14 protein-coding genes are annotated in these 16,121 nt (G+C 53.6%); 1 reads left to right on the forward strand and 13 read right to left on the reverse strand.

Going from position 1 to position 16,121, the window contains the following annotated elements; genetic code table 11:
* From yycI to DL346_RS24665, 13 genes are all read right to left on the reverse strand, one after another.
* Positions 1–720 carry a two-component system regulatory protein YycI gene (yycI, locus tag DL346_RS24605; protein WP_112885032.1) on the reverse strand — a complete coding sequence of 240 codons (720 nt, stop codon included), beginning with the start codon at positions 718–720 and terminating at the stop codon, positions 1–3.
* A 173-nt stretch (positions 721–893) separates the two neighbouring features.
* Positions 894–2,330 (reverse strand): YycH family regulatory protein, encoded by a 1,437-nt coding sequence (locus tag DL346_RS24610; protein WP_112885033.1) that lies wholly within the window; start codon positions 2,328–2,330, stop codon positions 894–896.
* The gene (gene walK, locus DL346_RS24615; RefSeq protein ID WP_112885034.1) at positions 2,327–4,165 is read right to left on the reverse strand and encodes a cell wall metabolism sensor histidine kinase WalK; all 1,839 of its coding nucleotides are present in this window, start codon (positions 4,163–4,165) and stop codon (positions 2,327–2,329) included. The genes DL346_RS24610 and walK overlap by 4 nt, the downstream gene beginning before the upstream one ends.
* Positions 4,162–4,938 carry a response regulator gene (locus DL346_RS24620; RefSeq protein WP_112885035.1) on the reverse strand — a complete coding sequence of 259 codons (777 nt, stop codon included), beginning with the start codon at positions 4,936–4,938 and terminating at the stop codon, positions 4,162–4,164. Before DL346_RS24620 ends, walK begins: the two co-directional genes overlap by 4 nt.
* A 193-nt stretch (positions 4,939–5,131) precedes the next feature.
* Entirely contained in the window at positions 5,132–6,634 is a 1,503-nt protein-coding gene (locus DL346_RS24625; protein WP_112885036.1) for a peptidoglycan DD-metalloendopeptidase family protein, read from the reverse strand.
* Between the two features lie 132 nt (positions 6,635–6,766).
* The gene (locus DL346_RS24630; RefSeq protein WP_112885037.1) at positions 6,767–7,432 is read right to left on the reverse strand and encodes a hypothetical protein; all 666 of its coding nucleotides are present in this window, start codon (positions 7,430–7,432) and stop codon (positions 6,767–6,769) included.
* Positions 7,433–7,566: 134 nt separating this feature from the next.
* Positions 7,567–8,853, reverse strand: a complete 1,287-nt coding sequence (locus DL346_RS24635; RefSeq protein ID WP_112885038.1) for an adenylosuccinate synthase — start codon at positions 8,851–8,853, stop codon at positions 7,567–7,569.
* A 219-nt stretch (positions 8,854–9,072) separates the two neighbouring features.
* On the reverse strand, positions 9,073–10,434 hold the full coding sequence (dnaB, locus tag DL346_RS24640; RefSeq protein WP_112885039.1) for a replicative DNA helicase: 1,362 nt from the start codon (positions 10,432–10,434) through the stop codon (positions 9,073–9,075).
* Between the two features lie 30 nt (positions 10,435–10,464).
* On the reverse strand, positions 10,465–10,908 hold the full coding sequence (rplI, locus tag DL346_RS24645; RefSeq protein WP_112885040.1) for a 50S ribosomal protein L9: 444 nt from the start codon (positions 10,906–10,908) through the stop codon (positions 10,465–10,467).
* Entirely contained in the window at positions 10,905–12,866 is a 1,962-nt protein-coding gene (locus DL346_RS24650; protein WP_112885041.1) for a DHH family phosphoesterase, read from the reverse strand. The genes rplI and DL346_RS24650 overlap by 4 nt, the downstream gene beginning before the upstream one ends.
* 19 nt (positions 12,867–12,885) lie before the next feature.
* Positions 12,886–13,788: a DUF2232 domain-containing protein gene (locus DL346_RS24655; protein ID WP_112885042.1), complete on the reverse strand. Its 903-nt coding sequence runs from the start codon at positions 13,786–13,788 to the stop codon at positions 12,886–12,888.
* A 159-nt stretch (positions 13,789–13,947) separates the two neighbouring features.
* A complete protein-coding gene (locus tag DL346_RS24660) occupies positions 13,948–14,388 on the reverse strand; it encodes a CBS domain-containing protein (RefSeq protein WP_112885043.1) in 441 nt (146 codons plus the stop codon).
* Between the two features lie 99 nt (positions 14,389–14,487).
* Positions 14,488–15,573, reverse strand: a complete 1,086-nt coding sequence (locus DL346_RS24665; RefSeq protein WP_112885044.1) for an LCP family protein — start codon at positions 15,571–15,573, stop codon at positions 14,488–14,490.
* A gap of 184 nt (positions 15,574–15,757) precedes the next feature.
* Between DL346_RS24665 and DL346_RS24670 the strand changes: the two genes are divergently transcribed.
* On the forward strand, positions 15,758–16,105 hold the full coding sequence (locus tag DL346_RS24670; protein ID WP_112885045.1) for a DUF4870 domain-containing protein: 348 nt from the start codon (positions 15,758–15,760) through the stop codon (positions 16,103–16,105).
* Positions 16,106–16,121: the final 16 nt, after the last annotated feature.

Genomic DNA, 16,121 nt, shown 5'->3' on the forward strand with positions numbered 1-16,121 from the left:
TTATTCCGTTACAACTTCCCCACTGATGGCATTCATGTAATACTGTCCGCCATCCTCTAGCAGCACGCGCCATGTCGGCGCCGATACCTGGATATCCGATTCAAAGATCTGGCCGTGATACCCAAGCTTGATCTCTTCGATGACCGCTCCGTTAGGCAGCTGGTTCTCAATCAAGCTGGTCACCACCTTCGTGGCCGACAGCACCGACTGCGAAACCGCATCCTGCGGCGGCAGCAGCTCAATTAGGTCCTGCTTGAATGCAATGATCTTCTGATTCTTGTAGAAAAGCTCCAGCTTCACATCGAACATCGGGCGCCCTTCGGCCATCCGGTACAAAATAAACTCATTCTCATACACCGGGCCCAGCGCGTAATTTTTAAGCTCCGGAATGATGCCGCCAAGGCTCTCCTCCAGCTCCTTGGTTTCGAAGACCACTTTGCTGTCCACCGGCTCTTTCAGTTCGTGCCGCACGCCTTTGCCAAGCTGCTTTGTTTTGACCCTGTAGGTAAGGTCGCGCAGAGCAGGCGTCTCCGAAGGAATGCTCGTACTGAGCTTAATTTTCTTCTCCTCCATCATCGCCTGCGTCTCCGGCCGCAAATCGCTCACATCCGCGCTCGTCCGCAGCCCCTCCCGGATATTGGACCAGAGCTGATAACCAAGCACGAGATTCAGCAATAAAAATGCAAAAATCAGCACACTCTTCGCCCTGCCCCAGTCCATCCCTTCATCTCCTTCCGCGCCATCGCGGCAGCTGCACTACCGGCTGCCCGGCTTGTTCATGATATCGTCTGCCTTCGCCCGATAGACAGAACCGTTATTACCGGTTACCGTTCCCGCAGCATCATTGCCTCGCTCATGCCGCTTGCTTCGGCGCCGGATTTCTCCGAGCTTGCCTAGCCGCCCAGATGCCCATCCAAGGGCCCGCCGCTCAGCCGCGCGATGCCGCCCGAGCCGACGATACTGTCCGGCTCAACGCTATCTTGGTTGGCCTTCTGCAGCGGTGCGCCGCCCGGCTCGCCCGGTCCCGGCTTATAACCGCCCGGGATCGCCTGCAATAACGTCTTCTGCGAGCCGTCCCGCAAGCGCACAGCCCAAACCGGCTCCAGCTTCATCACGTTCTTCTCCGCCGCAACGGAAAGCAGCGCCGGGAAAATCGCGGTCACGTCCTGCTTCCGAGCATAGTTCTCGAATGCGCTCTCCAGCATGTCGCCGCCAGGCAGCCATCGGACATTCCGCTGCTTCGGCTTCTTCTGCAGCGTCAGCAGAGAACGTTCATATTCCGATACAACGCCCTGCTGTACGCGCAGCTTCATGCTCCCGAACACGAACGGCTCCTGCGGAATGATCGGGAACGAACCGTAGTACTGCTGAAACCGCAGCACCTGCACGCTCTCGAAAGTCCCTTCATGCACGAAGCGATGCATGCCATCCCAGCCGCCGTGATCATTAATGAACTGGATCGCTGCATATACATCTTGGCTCTTGTTATCATCCTGTCCCTGGACCGACACCGGGTCGGTGTAATTGATCCATCGACCGTTCTGCTCCACCTGCAAGCCGCGTTTGCCATCCGTATAGATCTGCGATCCGCCCTGGTCGCTGATGACCCGCGTCACGCCCGGATCGAAGAACAAGTACCGCTGCATCTGCTCCGGCGAGTAGCTATCGTAGCCGACCACCGACTGCATCGCTTCCACCGGTCCGTCCGCGGTGTAGATATCTTGGCCGAGCCTCCGGTAATTCGTCTGATATTCGCCGTAACCGACGTACATCTGCACGTCCTGGGCGGTCAAATCCGCTTTCACCGATTCATAGACGGTCAGGCCGTCTCCGCTGAAGAAGTACGTCCGCACTTCATCCCGGTCGCTGCTCTTATAAATCCAAATCCGGTTCACGACGTCATCCATGAACGTCGTATCGCCTTCGAGCTTCAACACCTTGCTTAGCAGCTCGACCGGAACGCCCCGCCCGAACCGCAGCTCGAGCCCTTGGTCGCGGTCGCGGATTTCATCCCAATCGACCACAACGGCCGCGCTCCGCTGAAAGCCTTTAAACTCCCGGCTTTTAATTTTGCCGAAAATCAGATTATAAAAATTGGATGCTGGGTAAAGAAGCGTATGCTTTCCTTTGCCCAAGTGCAGAACCATATCCTCCGGAAAAATAACGTTCTCTACTTTTTCTTCCTGTCCCATCGGCTCCGCCGGCACGTAATCTTGCTGCGGTATTGTCGTTACGCCAAGACCGGGCATGCTGTAAGCGAGCAGATAGCTTTGAATCAGGCTGAGAATAACAAGCGCCGTAAGCACCCACGTCTTCAGCTTATCCATCATGCGCTCTCACCTCCGCCCGGCTTAGCGGCAGGAAGAATAACCGTAACCATCGTGCCCTCATTGAGCTCAGAGTCGAGCGAGATGGAACCGCCGTGCGCCTTCACAATTTCCCGGGCAATGGACAAGCCCAGGCCTGTCCCGCCCATATTGCGTGAGCGCGCTTTATCAACGCGATAGAAACGGTCAAAAATCCGGCCGAGGTCCCGCTTCGGAATCCCGATTCCGGTATCTTTCACGCTGATCGCGATAGAGGCGGCATCCAGCCGACGGGCCGCAATTTCAATGCGCCCGCCGTCGAGCGTATATTTAATCGCGTTGGAAACGAGATTATCCAACACTTGATCGATCTGGTCGCGGTCGAGCCAGATGGACTTAATCGAGTCCTCCACTCGGACCGACGCCCGAATCGCCTTTTTGCGCAACTGGAAGGAGAAGCGGTCGGCCACCTCCTCCAGCATATCCGGCACGTTCGTCTGCTGCCGCCGAAGCGGAGCCTGGTTCGAATCGAGCCGCGACAGGTGCAGCAGATCCGTGACTAGCCGGATCATCCGCTCCGTCTCATTGCGGATAACGCCGACAAAGCGCTGCCCGAGCTCCCGCTCGTCCATTGCGCCGTCATCGAGCGCCTCCGCATAACTCTTGATCGTTGTTAGCGGCGTGCGCAGCTCATGCGATACGTTCGCGACGAACTCGCGCCTGGACTGCTCCAGCCTCTCCTGTTCGGTGACATCCTGGAGCACTGCGATCGTACCGCTAATGCCTTGGTCGCGCCGGTGAATCGGCGTCAAAGTAACGCGCATCAGCTCTTCCTCTTCGCCTTCGGCCTGCACGTGGTAGAGCACCGCCGATTGCTCTCTCCCCTTATGCAGCCCGGTTAGCTGCGCCTCATCCATCCCGAACAGCTCGGTCAGGCGCAGTCCTTGGCAATCGTCTTTGCGCAGCATTTCCTGCGCCCGCCGGTTCGTAATGATGACGACGCCGCGCTCGTCCGCCGCGACCACGCCGTCGCTCATGTTGGCGAGAATCGAAGAGATCTTCTCCTTCTCTTCTTCCGTCGCCGAGAGCGCATCGCGCAGACGCATCGTCATGTCGTTGAACACTTCGCTCAGCCGCCCGATCTCGTCGTTGCCAAGCACCGGCACCTGCTGGTCGAACCGGCCTTCCGCAACGGCCGCGGCTTGTCGGGTCAGCGCCTTGATCGGATTCGTAATCGTATGCGCTAGCAAAATGCCGAGCACGCCCGTCAGCCCGAGCGCAAGCAGCATTCCGGACATGAAGATTCGGTTGATCCGGTCTACCGTCGCATACAGCTCCTTCATCGATGCGACCAAATATACCGCGCCTACGATTTTCTCGCTATATACAATCGGCTTGGCGATAATCTTCTTGCGCAAGCCGTCTTCGTCGATGATTTCCTCTTCGTTGTCCCTAATGCCCTGTAGCGCCCGGCTCACCGGAAGCGACGTATTCTTCTTTCCGATGTACGACTGATGCGACTGCATCGATGTCGCCAGCACTTTGCCGCTTGCGTCAAGAATTTGAATCTCCGCCTCGCTGATGCTGAACAGACTGCTTACGAGCACTCTAAGGTACTCCTCGGTCGTCTGCTTCTTGGAGTCGCCGGCCTGATCGGGCTGATTCGACAGCGTCTGCGCCGAGATTTGCGACAACAGATTCGCCTGCTCGTTCATGTTGTTCGTAAATGTCGACGTCAGCGACGTCTTCATCGTACTGATGAAATACACGCCGATCAGCTGCATCGCGATCAAGATGAGCAGAACGTAAATAATGATCAGCTTGACCTGAATGGTTCGGAAAAACCGTATCCCGTTCATCCGTAGCCGAACCCTCCGGACTTCGGATTGCGCATCAGATACCCAAGGCCTCTGCGGGTCAAAATATATTCCGGTCTGCTCGGATCATCCTCAATCTTCTCCCGCAGCCTGCGGATGGTTACATCCACAGTGCGGACGTCGCCGAAGTACTCGAAGCCCCATACGGCCTGCAGCAAATGCTCGCGCGTCATCACTTTCCCGCAATTGCGGGCCAAATAATAGACCAGTTCGTATTCGCGGTGCGTCAGATCGAGCGGCTCGTTGTCTTTATAGACGACATACATGTCCGTATCGATAAACAGGTTGAAAATCCCCAGCCCCTGCTTGTCCTCGTTCACTGCTGCAGGCGCAGCCGCGCCTGGGCTCGAATTGCCGCCCGCGACCGCGGAAGAAGCCTGTGAAGCATCGTTCTTCTGCCGGCGCAAATGCGCTTTCACCCGGGCCAGCAGCTCGCGCGTGCTGAACGGCTTCGTCACATAATCGTCCGCGCCCAGCTCAAGGCCTAGCACCTTATCCAGCTCGGTATCCTTCGCCGTCAGCATAATGATCGGCGTCTGCAGGCGCGTCCGCACCTCGCGGCACACATCCATGCCGTCTTTCACCGGCAGCATCAAGTCGAGCAAAATCAAATCCGGCTGCTCCTCGAACGCTAGCCGCACTGCCTCGCCGCCGTCAAAGGCGCAGATGACCTGATAGCCTTCCTTTTCGAGGTTGAATTTTATAATGTCCGCAATCGGTTGTTCATCGTCTACGACTAATATTTTACCGTGCATCGCTACACCGCCTGTCGATAAGCAATCTTATTCTATTCTACCATAGGAAGCGCTGCAGTTCCCAATGAAAGTTCCCTCATATCAGGGGAGAATTGGTCGAATTTCCGCGGCTTTCGTGCGTTTCTCCGCAAACAAAAAAGCACTGCCCGGCATTACCGCCGGACAGTGCTTCGATGGGGCCGCAAACTCTCGCTTATAGGTATTTCAGCGGGTTTTGCAAAGCGCCGTTCTTATGAACCTCAAAGTGCAAATGTGTGCCAAAGGAATGTCCGGTATTACCCATAATGCCGATCTGCTGACCCTTTTCTACCGTCTGCCCTTTCTTGACGGAAATTTTGCTGAGATGGCCATAGACGGTCTCGTAGCCGTTATGGTGATTAATAATGATGCAATTGCCAAGACCGGTGCGTTTACCGGCGAAGCTGACGGTACCATTGTCCGCTGCCTTGATATTATGGTTGCCGACCATATCGACACCACGGTGAAGCGTACCCCAGCGTTGGCCGAAAGAGCTGGTCAAACGATGCCCGGAAACCGGCCACGAGAATTGACCGCTGCCTTCGCTAAGCACGACTTTTGTTCCTTTCATGACGATCGCCGGAACGGAAGGCTTCAGAACGACCTCGCTGATCAGCTCCTCGCTCATCAGATAGCCATTCTGCTTTACCAAACGGTAGACTAACTGCTTCTTCCCGCTTTGGCCTTCGCGAATCACCTTCGACTGACCTGCTTTCAAGTTACTATTCTTCTGAATCACCGTAATCGGTTCAATCGATTCGGTTTCGGTTACGTTCTCTACCGTCTCGACCGTTACTTGCGGCTGCAGCACCGTCAAATCCAGCACATCGCCGACTTTAATCATATCTTCTTTAATCCATTTGTTGCGCTCATAGATAACTTGAGGCGAAATGTCGAATTTATGCGCGATGCATCCGATGCAGTCGCCTTCCTGAACCGTGTATTTGGTCGGCTTCACGGTTCCTTTAATGAGCTGCAAATACAGCTGCTCCGGATCCGCAATATCTCCCGGCTGCACATCCGCCGTGTTCGTCGAGACCTTCTCGACAAATTTCACCGCTTTCAGAGCCGTCTTCGATTTCAAGCCGCCGTCAGTCGAATAAGACAACGCTGTTACCTCGACTTTGCCTGCTTTCACCTGCGGGGCGTATTTGCTTTGTACCCGCTTCAGGAGTGAAGTCGCAGTAGCCTTGTCCTTCACAACGCCAACCCGTTTGCCGTCAACGACGAGCTCAACGCCTGTAGCATGCGAGCCGAAAAGCCCTTCAAGCTTCGACAACGTGGCATCCGAGTCCGGTTTTGCGTTGTAAGCGCTTTTACCGCTATACGTGATCGTACCAGTGTCAAGCACCATTTGCACGCCAGCGTTATTCTCCTGAACTTGTTTCTGTTTGCTGCTGATGAGGTCTTTTACTTGGTCCTCAGAACTTACTTCGCCAATCAACTTGCCATTATGATAAACTTCGACATAATCTACTGTGCGTGCTTGTACAAATTGATTGCCGCTAAAGCCTGCAAGGGTCAGCAAGGCTACAGCACCTACTGCAAGAAGCAGCGGTTTTCTACTCAGCATGCGTCCCATGCCGGCCTTCGTTCCAACGGGGTCTTGTGTCCGAAAAGTCTGACGGAATGAGTTCCACACTTTCCGGATTCGACCCTTTTCTTTAAAAAAGCCCATGATCGTCTCCTTTTCGCGTTATAGTTGCTAAATTTGAGGGGATCCGACAACGTAATTCTACATCGTCCGGCTACGCACTCTACTTTAACATAACGCGACATTCCGGTTCAACCGGACGAACTGGAAACGACATTAATATTTGCTCAGAATTGTCAGCATTTTATCATATTCCGCGCGGTCCAAATGCTGTGCCAAGAGCTGCTGAACCTGCGTCATTTCGCTGTCGGTCAGCCCTTCTTCCATAAGGGTCGATATCTTTTGCCAAGCTTCCTGCGGCAACTTGGACATCTCTTTGAACAGCTGTTCCTTGTCGGCATCGCTAATTTGCGACTTTGCCGCATTCAGCTCCTCGGTTGACATTGCCACTTCATCGTCGCTGGACACCGCACCGCTGTTGCCTTTAGGCCCAGTGCCGCCTCCAATATCGCTCAATTCTCCCGATGGCAGATCCCCGAAAGCATCTACCGCTTCCGGCCCGTTGCCTTCCGATTTCGTATCGTTAGCCGCAGCGTCTTTACCGCCGGACGCATCCGTTTCTTTATCCGCGCTTTCCTTATTCTCCGTATTCGCCGATCCGGAATTGGCGTCCCCTTTCTCCTTCACGACCGGATCTACGCCCCACAAGCCTCCCCATACCCCATTCAGCGCAAACGGCTTCTCATCGAGCGGGACGTTGAATTGCTTGAGCAGCGTTTCGACATAGCTGTTGACGATGTAGCCCGTCGTCCAGATCGACAGAAAACTGATCAACAGCCCCGCGGCAATCGTCTTTGCCAGCCATCCTGTCATTTTCCACATGGTTATCACCCTCCAATGCAATGGCGTTTTCGCCCATACTTCTTAGTATGGGCACGGAACTTGCGAACCATTCACTTTCAGGGCAAAAAGAAAGAGGACCGCGATTCGGCTCGCAGTCCTCATAATGACAACTATTAAACGTAAATCGGTGCAACCTGATTCGTTTGCTCGCGGTTCCGTCCAACGGAGAAGATCGCGATCGGAATGCCAGTCAGCTCGGATACGCGTTCCACATAACGGCGCGTATTCTCCGGCAGTTCGTCGAGCGTCTTCACGTTCGAGATATCCTCGCTCCAGCCCGGAAGCTCTTCATAGATCGCTTCGCATTCGGAGATCAGCTTCAGGCTTGCAGGGTAGTGCGTAATCACTTCGCCGCGCAGCTTGTAGCCGGTACAAATTTTAACCGTTTCAAGGCCGGAAAGCACGTCAAGCGAGTTCAAGGACAAGCCCGTAATCCCGCTAACGCGGCGAGCGTGGCGGACAACAACCGTGTCGAACCAGCCGACGCGGCGCGGACGGCCTGTAACCGTGCCGTACTCGTGGCCTTTCTCACGGATCAAATCGCCCGTCTCATTGTTCAGCTCCGTCGGGAACGGACCGTCGCCTACACGCGTCGTGTACGCTTTAGCAACGCCGATTACCTGTTGGATCTTCGAAGGGCCAACGCCGGAACCGATACATACGCCGCCTGCCGTCGGGTTCGAAGAAGTGACGTATGGATAAGTGCCTTGGTCGATATCCAACATGACGCCTTGCGCGCCTTCAAACAGAACTTTCTTGTTCGTATCAATCGCATCGTTCAGAACAACGGATGTATCCGTGACATATGGACGAAGAGTTTCCGCATAACCGAGGTATTGCTGTAAAATCTCATCCGCGTTCAGCGTCTCGCCGCCGTAAACTTGCTCGATCACTTGGTTCTTCTCCACTACCAGGCGGCGAAGCTTCGCTTCGAACTCATCCGCGTCAAGCAGGTCGGCGACACGGATGCCGTTGCGGGCTGCTTTGTCCATGTAGCAAGGTCCGATGCCTTTGCGCGTCGTGCCGATCTTGTTGTCGCCCTTGCGCTCTTCTTCAAGGCCGTCCAGTACCAGGTGATACGGCATGATCAAGTGCGCGCGGTCGCTGATTTTCAGGTTCTCGGTGGAGAAGCCGTTTTCGTGTATATAGTTGATTTCGTCGATCAGCGCGGATGGATTGATAACCATGCCGTTACCGATGACGCAAATTTTATTCTCATTGAAAATGCCGGATGGAATCATTGTAAGCTTATATTTCTTATTGCCGATCATAATCGTATGACCTGCGTTGTTTCCCCCTTGGTACCGGGCTACAACATCAGCACCGTCCGCAAGAAAGTCGGTGATTTTTCCTTTGCCTTCGTCTCCCCACTGGGTTCCGACTACAACTACCGTTGACATGGATATACCCCCATTACAAGTTTTGCGCATTACCAAGAAGAAACGTAGTCAATCGCAAGCGGTGAAATTGGTTTCTTCTTTAAAAACACCCTACAGCCGTCTTCAGGCAGCATGAATAGTTTAGCAGTCTGCTGTGGTAAAGTCAACGAAAAGCGAACAATTATAAGGGTGTATAGCATATTGTTCGGAATTTTGATAAATGTGTCTCGACCCTCAGAATTAGGAGGCTTGCCCCGGTTCCTGATGCGAACGGTCAAGGCCGACGAACTTATTGAAGTTCTTTAGGAATGCCAGCTCCACCGTGCCTACAGGACCGTTACGCTGTTTCGCGATAATGATCTCGATAATGTTCTTCTTCTCCGATTCCTTGTCGTAATAATCGTCCCGGTATAGGAACGCTACGATGTCGGCATCTTGCTCGATGGAACCCGATTCCCGAAGGTCGGACATCATCGGACGCTTGTCCTGACGCTGTTCGACGCCTCGGCTCAGCTGCGACAGTGCGATAACCGGCACTTCGAGCTCACGGGCGATCTGCTTCAGCGTACGGGAAATTTCCGATACTTCCTGCTGCCGGTTCTCGCCGGCTTTGCCCCGCCCTTGAATGAGCTGCAAGTAATCGATCAGAATCATGCCGAGACCGCGTTCTTTCTTAAGCCGGCGGCACTTCGCCCGGATATCGGATACCGTAATGCCCGGTGTATCGTCAATATAGATGTGCGCCTCTGACAGCGAACCGATCGCCATCGTTAGCTTTTCCCAATCGTCGCCTTCCAAATACCCCGTACGCATTCGGCCCGCATCTACGTTCGATTCTGCGCAGATCATCCGCTGCACGAGCTGTGCGGCGGACATCTCGAGACTGAAGATGGCGACGGTTTCCCGCGCGCGCACGCCGACGTTCTGTGCGATATTCAAGGCAAAGGCGGTTTTACCTACAGATGGCCGCGCCGCGACGATAATCAGGTCGTTGCGCTGGAATCCGGAGGTCATTTTATCCAAATCAGTGAAGCCCGACGGAATCCCGGTCGAGCCCCCCTTGTTCGTATACAGATGCTCTACGCGTTCGAACACTTCCATAAGCACATCGCGGATCGAAATAAACCCGCTGCTCGAACGGCGGTTGGACAGCTCCATGATGCGAGCTTCCGCGTCGCTCAGCATCGCGCCGACATCCTCCGCGGCGGCGTAGCCGTCGGACACGATGTTCGTCGCCGTCCGGATCAGGCGGCGCAGCATCGACTTCTCTTCTACGATTTGCGCGTAGTGGTCGATGTTTGCCGCCGTAGGCACAGCGCTGCTCAGTTTTGCCAGATAGCTGACGCCGCCGATTTCCTCCAGCTGCTGACGGTCCTGCAAATAAGCGGTCAAGGTCACCAAGTCAATCGGCTGGCCGGCTTCTCCAAGCTCTACCATCGCATCAAACAACAGTTGATGAGACGGCAGGTAGAAATCCTCGCTCCGCAGCCGCTCCATCGCCGTGATCAACGCTTCCGTTTGCAATAAGACAGCGCCAAGTACCGCTTGTTCTGCTTCCATATTCTGCGGCGGCACACGGTCAAACATCATCTCATTACTCATTGGTTCGCAAGACTCCCCTTTTGTTTGCTATTATTCCTCCGTTGCATGTACGCTCAGCTTCGCTTTCACTTCTGGATGGAGCTTCACTGCAACTTGTGTCACGCCAAGCGTCCGAATCGGCTCTTCGAGCTCGATTTTGCGTTTATCGATCTTCACGCCCTGCGCTTCAAGCGCCTCCGCAATTTGTTTGCTCGTAATGGCGCCGAACAGACGGCCGCCCTCGCCGGCTTTCGTCTTCACGATAACCTTCAGTGCTTCAAGACGCTCGGCAAGCGCCTTTGCATCTTCCTTCTCTTTCTCTTTCTTCTTCTTTTCCGCTGCGTTTTGAAACTCCATTGTCTTCAAGTTGCCTTCCGAAGCCGGCTTTGCCAAATTTTTTGGAAACAGGAAATTACGGACGTATCCTTCCGACAGATCCTTTACCTCACCCTTCTTACCTTGCCCCTTCACATCTTGCAAAAAGATTACCTTCATTCGAATAACCCCTCTTCCTTATCAAGATCATGCAGCACCTGCTTGAGGCGCTGCGCTGCTTCCACTACCGTTCCTTCTTGCTGCGCCGCGGCATTGGTCAAATGACCGCCGCCGCCCATCCGCTCCATGACCACTTGCACGTTCATATGGCCGAGCGACCGGGCGCTAATGCCGATTAGCCCGTCCGGGCGCTCACCGATCACGAACGATGCCAGCACATCGGTCATATTCAGCAGCGTATCCGCGGTCTGGGCGATGAGCAGCTGCGAATATTGCCGCCCTTGCTCCGTCATCGCGATGGCGACATGCTCATATACGATTTCGGCTTGCTTAATAATCTCGGCTTTCTTGATGTATTCAGCCAAGTCCTCTTTCATCATCCGCTGGATCAAGGACGAATCCGCCCCATTGCGGCGCAGGAACGAAGCCGCTTCAAACGTGCGCGAGCCGGTACGGAGCGAGAAGCTCTTCGTATCTACCGTAATACCGGCTAGCAAAGAGGTCGCTTCTCTGACATCGAGAAGGACGCGGTCATTAATATATTGCAGCAGCTCCGTGATAAGCTCGCACGTCGAAGATGCATATGGCTCCATATAGACGAGAATCGCGTTCGAAATAAACTCCTCGCCGCGCCGATGATGGTCGACCACGACGATTTTGTCCGTTTGCGTAAGCAGCTTCGGCTCTTTTACCATGGACGCCTTATGGGTATCCACCACCACGACGAGCGTGTTGCCGGTAATAAGCTCTTTCGCCTGTTCCGGCGTAATAAATCTTCTCGCGATCCGCTCTTCTTCCTTCAGCATCTCCATCATTTTCTGGATGGACGGGTTTACTCCCTCAAGCACAATGTATGCTTCTTTGTTGAAGAGCGATGCAGCCTTCACCACGCCGATACATGCCCCCATCGCGTCCATATCGGGCACTTTGTGCCCCATCACGACGACGCGGTCGCTGTCCTTCATCAGGTCGCGCAGCGCATGCGCCACGACCCTTGCCCGGACGCGCGTCCGTTTCTCGACGGCATTGGATTTGCCTCCATAGAAGGATTGGCGCTGCCCGACCTTCACCGCCGCCTGGTCGCCTCCGCGCCCAAGGGCGTAGTCTAGGCTCGTTTGGGCCCAGTGACCGAGCTCTACAATGCTCTCGGCGCCTGCAGCGAAGCCGATACTGAGCGTCATCGGGATTTTGTTCTCCGCGGTAATTTCCCGCACTTCATCCAGCAGCACGAACCGTGACAGTTCCAGCTGCTTTAGCGTCTTCATGTCGGTGATGACCAGATAGCGGTCCGAGGTGAGCCGCTTCAGGTAGACATGGAACTTGTTCGCCCACTCCGTAATTTCCGCGGTCGCCTTCGAGAGCAGCGTACTGCGCTGCTGATCGTCCATCCCCTGCGTCACTTCATCCAGATTATCCATCATGACGATGCCAAGCGCGATTTTCTCTTCTTCATACCGTTTTGCAAGCTGCCATTTCTGCGTCATATCGCGGATATAGAGCAAGCGTTCATCGAAGCGGAACATCAGTTCATACACGGCGTTGCCGATCGACGCTTCAACGGTGCCTTCCCGCTCCTTCGCCTGCGACAGCGTCGGGAACAAATCCTCGAGCGACTCGCCAACGACCGATTCCCGCTCCAGCATGTGCGTTACGAACGCGTTGTGCCATTCCACCGTTTTGTCTTCGTTATATAGAATAATGCCAAACGGCAAATCGCTGATTACTTCATTGCCGGCCTTTTTCACCCGGTATGACAGCGTCCCTAGATAGATCTTCAAATCACGGCGGAATGCGCGCTCTGCCATGAAGGAGAAGAATCCGACCGCACCTGAGAGCAGCAGCCCCAGCATTCCCAGCTTCCATTCATAAAAAGCGAGCGTCATAGTCAGCAAAATCATCAGCACGAATGCCCACAAATGGTGCATGCCGTGCCATCGTTTTATTAAAAACTTCGGCATTGTCTCATTCGCCCCTGTATCACGATTTCTTAAACGCTTTACGGATTGGGAAAGCCGCATCGATGACCCCAATCAAGCTGAGCGGCTGGAAAATCGCGACTAGCACAGAAAGAAGGACAGGTATCGCTTTATTCCATTTGCGTTCATGCGCAAGGAAGAAGAAGAAGCCCATTGCTTGAATGGAGAAGGCCATTTGCATCAGCGGGACCAGGTTATGGAGCGTCACGGTCATGAACGAGGTGCCGGTGTTCGGCGTCGCCATATCCGCGATAAGCGCAATTAAGTAGTAAAATACGAAAATCCGCGGCAATCTCCATTCGCGGGCTGCCTGCAGACGGGGAATCGCCAGACCGCTGCCGCGCAGCGCAGGAGCCGCTATGGCATGCGTAATCACGGCAAGCAGAAACGAAACGGTAATGAGCGCCATCGGGATCGAATGGATCAAGCTTTGAACGTATGACTCCGTCACGGTTGCCGTCCAACCGCTCGGCATCAGCCCTTGTTCTCTTAAGCTGTCAACGGTCTTCGTAGTGACTTCACGAATTTCACGCAGCAAGGAGAAATCAAACACGAGGTCAAATAGCACAAGCTCCAGCAGCAGCTGGGCAAGCAGCGTTAACACCGTGGCCGTCAATACTTTGCGTGCCGGCACCCCCTTTCGGTAGAAATGCCCCATGACAATCGACGGAACCAAGAAGAATAGCGCTACGATTAAGGCAGGCAATCCCATGATTGCGACGCCGATGCCGTAAACGGCTGCCATATGCAGCGTAAACGCCCGTTTCGATAAGGTCGTGTAAAGTATTACCGTCGGCACCATTAATACGGCTGCTGCTAGTGCATTTATGACGGGAACCGCGACCATGAGCAGCAGAACGAACGCTGCGGCACTCCAGAGCACTGATTTAAAGCCGGTTTTCAAACCGTTCACCTCTTGCTGTTATACTAGTACAGAGCTTAAGCTTTACTCCCCATTATAGCATAAAACAATTTGAGCAACACAGGAGACGTTGTCCAGCCGGCTCCCCGCCATAGAAGTAAAAAAGCCGTCCTCTTGCTGAAGAGGACGGCATTCATCTGGTTAACCGGCTGCCATTTCGTTTCCGGTTCTTGTAGGCTGATTAAAAATAAGGGCTTCGCAATAATCGATAATGTCGCTCCGGCGTACGATTCCGATAAACCGGTTCATATCATCGATGACGGGGACGAAGTTCTGGACCTTAGCCAGCGAGATCAAATCCTCCATATTGGCATCAATCTGCACGGCCTTGTTCGTCATGCGCATCTTTACATCGGATAGCCTGACTTTATTGGTTTGGTCAAATGTGACCTGTGGATTATTCTTCATATACCAGAGCAAATCGCCCTCGGTCAGCGTGCCAGCGTACCCGCCATCATCGTCTAAGATCGGTACAGCCGTATAGCGGTGATGTTCCATGCGCTCTAGCGTTTGACGAAGCGTGGCATCGACCGTCAGCCATACAACCTCTTGCTTAGGCAGCAAAAAAAACGCAATATTCATGTTCGGTTTCCCATTCCCTTCTACTTTCATCTTTCTGTCCGTGAAGAGCTCCGGGCCTAGCTGCAAGTTAACGAATCGATTCCGTCAGTGCCATTGCCGTTACTGCTTCTCTGCTGTTGATTCCGGTATCGACGATAACGACTGCACCGGTTTCTGCTCCTTCACTTGGTTCTCTTCAGGGAGCGGCAGCTCTGCTTTCGTTTTCTTCGGATTGAGCCAAGCTGCGATCAACTGCTTCGTTGCAGCCAAGTCCTTTTCATCCGCATAGTAGTACCACACACCATTTCTCTTGCTGTACTGACCTTTGCCTTTAAGAGTGTGGCTGTAAATGGTACGGTTGTCAGTCTGCAGCATGCTCTTCGCCAATTCGATCGAATGCTCCGGCGTCAGGTCCGTGGAGTAATTTTTGCCCATAATATCAATTAGTTCAGGAATCTTGGACCACTGCCCGACTTTTGAAGCTTTTGCCATGATGGCGTTTAGAAACTGCTGGTGACGTCCTGCGCGGCTTGTATCGCCGCCGGCATCTTCGCGGAAGCGGACATAATTGAGCGCCTCTGTGCCGTTGTAGAGCTCTTTTCCGGCCTTAACGACGAACTTCTCGTGACCCGGATCATCATTAACCAGATCCTTCGTAATCGGCAGCGAAATGCCGCCCATCGCATCAATGACGTCGCGGAAGCCGGTAAAGTTAATTGTAGCATAATGATCGACATGTGTGGTGAATAATCGCTCGACAGTTTCTACCGACATTTTGGCTCCGCCGAATGCGTAGGCATGGGTAATTTTATCCTCCCATTGATTGCCCCTTCTTGTCTTCTTGCCAACAATATCGACGTACGTATCGCGCGGGATGGATACCATCAGAATCGCCCCGTCAACCGGCCGGATGACAGTTAGGATCATCGTATCCGAGCGTCCGACTTCCTTGCCGCGCTGATCAACGCCAAGCAGCAGCATCGTGAACGGCTCTTCCTTCTTGTACGTGGTTTTGACCGGTTCATGGCCTTCCAACGGCTGATACGACTTCTCCAGCTTCTCCTTGACTGTATCGGAAAAGAACGTATCAAATCCCCACAAGGCCAATGCATTGCGATTGAAGTAGCCGACAGTACCTGCAAGCAGCACAATAACAAGCGTCACAGCGAGCCATGTATATAAGCGTCGTGTTTTTCTTGGTTGCATATGGTTGTAAACGCTCCATTCTCTTCAAATCTATTTACACGCGGCTTCCTTAATTCTAAACGATTATATGCGCACGAAAGTTACAAATGATTAGCAGCATTCCATTTCCAATTCTGGTCTTGCGATACAAGCATAGTTCGTGCTTTCGCCGAATACATACCTAACATAGGGAGGGGAAGAACGTATGCAACCATTAGGACCGGATCCGTCTTCAACCGGTATCGACCCAAAGGTCGTCGGCCTGCTTTGCTATTTGGGCAGCTTTGTTACAGGCATTTTGTTTCTTGTGCTGGAGAAGAAGAGCAACTTCGTCAAATTTCACGCCATGCAATCGATTATGGTTTCAGTCGCCTTGCTTATCCTCAATATTTTGCTCGGCTTTATCCCGTTTATCGGCTGGCTGCTTGGCGTTTTGCTTACTCCGCTGACATTTATATTATGGATTGCATTAATGATCCTCGCGTTGCAAGGAAAGCGATTCAAGCTGCCGGTGATCGGCGAATTCGCAGAGCGGGAAGCAAGCAAGTTTTAATGTATGATTAGACGCA

The organism is Paenibacillus montanisoli (genome assembly GCF_003268025.1).
In the GTDB taxonomy this organism is placed as follows: Bacteria; Bacillota; Bacilli; order Paenibacillales; family Paenibacillaceae; genus Paenibacillus_Z; species Paenibacillus_Z montanisoli.

What these genes read in the sequence shown, in the direction of transcription:
- DL346_RS24670 (WP_112885045.1), top strand. Translation starts at nt 15,758, where the DNA reads ATGCAACCATTAGGACCGGATCCGTCTTCAACCGGTATCGACCCAAAG.
- yycI (WP_112885032.1), bottom strand. Translation starts at nt 720, where the DNA reads ATGGACTGGGGCAGGGCGAAGAGTGTGCTGATTTTTGCATTTTTATTG.
- DL346_RS24635 (WP_112885038.1), bottom strand. Translation starts at nt 8,853, where the DNA reads ATGTCAACGGTAGTTGTAGTCGGAACCCAGTGGGGAGACGAAGGCAAA.
- walK (WP_112885034.1), bottom strand. Translation starts at nt 4,165, where the DNA reads ATGAACGGGATACGGTTTTTCCGAACCATTCAGGTCAAGCTGATCATT.
- rplI (WP_112885040.1), bottom strand. Translation starts at nt 10,908, where the DNA reads ATGAAGGTAATCTTTTTGCAAGATGTGAAGGGGCAAGGTAAGAAGGGT.
- DL346_RS24630 (WP_112885037.1), bottom strand. Translation starts at nt 7,432, where the DNA reads ATGTGGAAAATGACAGGATGGCTGGCAAAGACGATTGCCGCGGGGCTG.
- DL346_RS24665 (WP_112885044.1), bottom strand. Translation starts at nt 15,573, where the DNA reads ATGCAACCAAGAAAAACACGACGCTTATATACATGGCTCGCTGTGACG.
- dnaB (WP_112885039.1), bottom strand. Translation starts at nt 10,434, where the DNA reads ATGAGTAATGAGATGATGTTTGACCGTGTGCCGCCGCAGAATATGGAA.
- DL346_RS24650 (WP_112885041.1), bottom strand. Translation starts at nt 12,866, where the DNA reads ATGCCGAAGTTTTTAATAAAACGATGGCACGGCATGCACCATTTGTGG.
- DL346_RS24620 (WP_112885035.1), bottom strand. Translation starts at nt 4,938, where the DNA reads ATGCACGGTAAAATATTAGTCGTAGACGATGAACAACCGATTGCGGAC.
- DL346_RS24610 (WP_112885033.1), bottom strand. Translation starts at nt 2,330, where the DNA reads ATGATGGATAAGCTGAAGACGTGGGTGCTTACGGCGCTTGTTATTCTC.
- DL346_RS24660 (WP_112885043.1), bottom strand. Translation starts at nt 14,388, where the DNA reads ATGAATATTGCGTTTTTTTTGCTGCCTAAGCAAGAGGTTGTATGGCTG.
- DL346_RS24625 (WP_112885036.1), bottom strand. Translation starts at nt 6,634, where the DNA reads ATGGGCTTTTTTAAAGAAAAGGGTCGAATCCGGAAAGTGTGGAACTCA.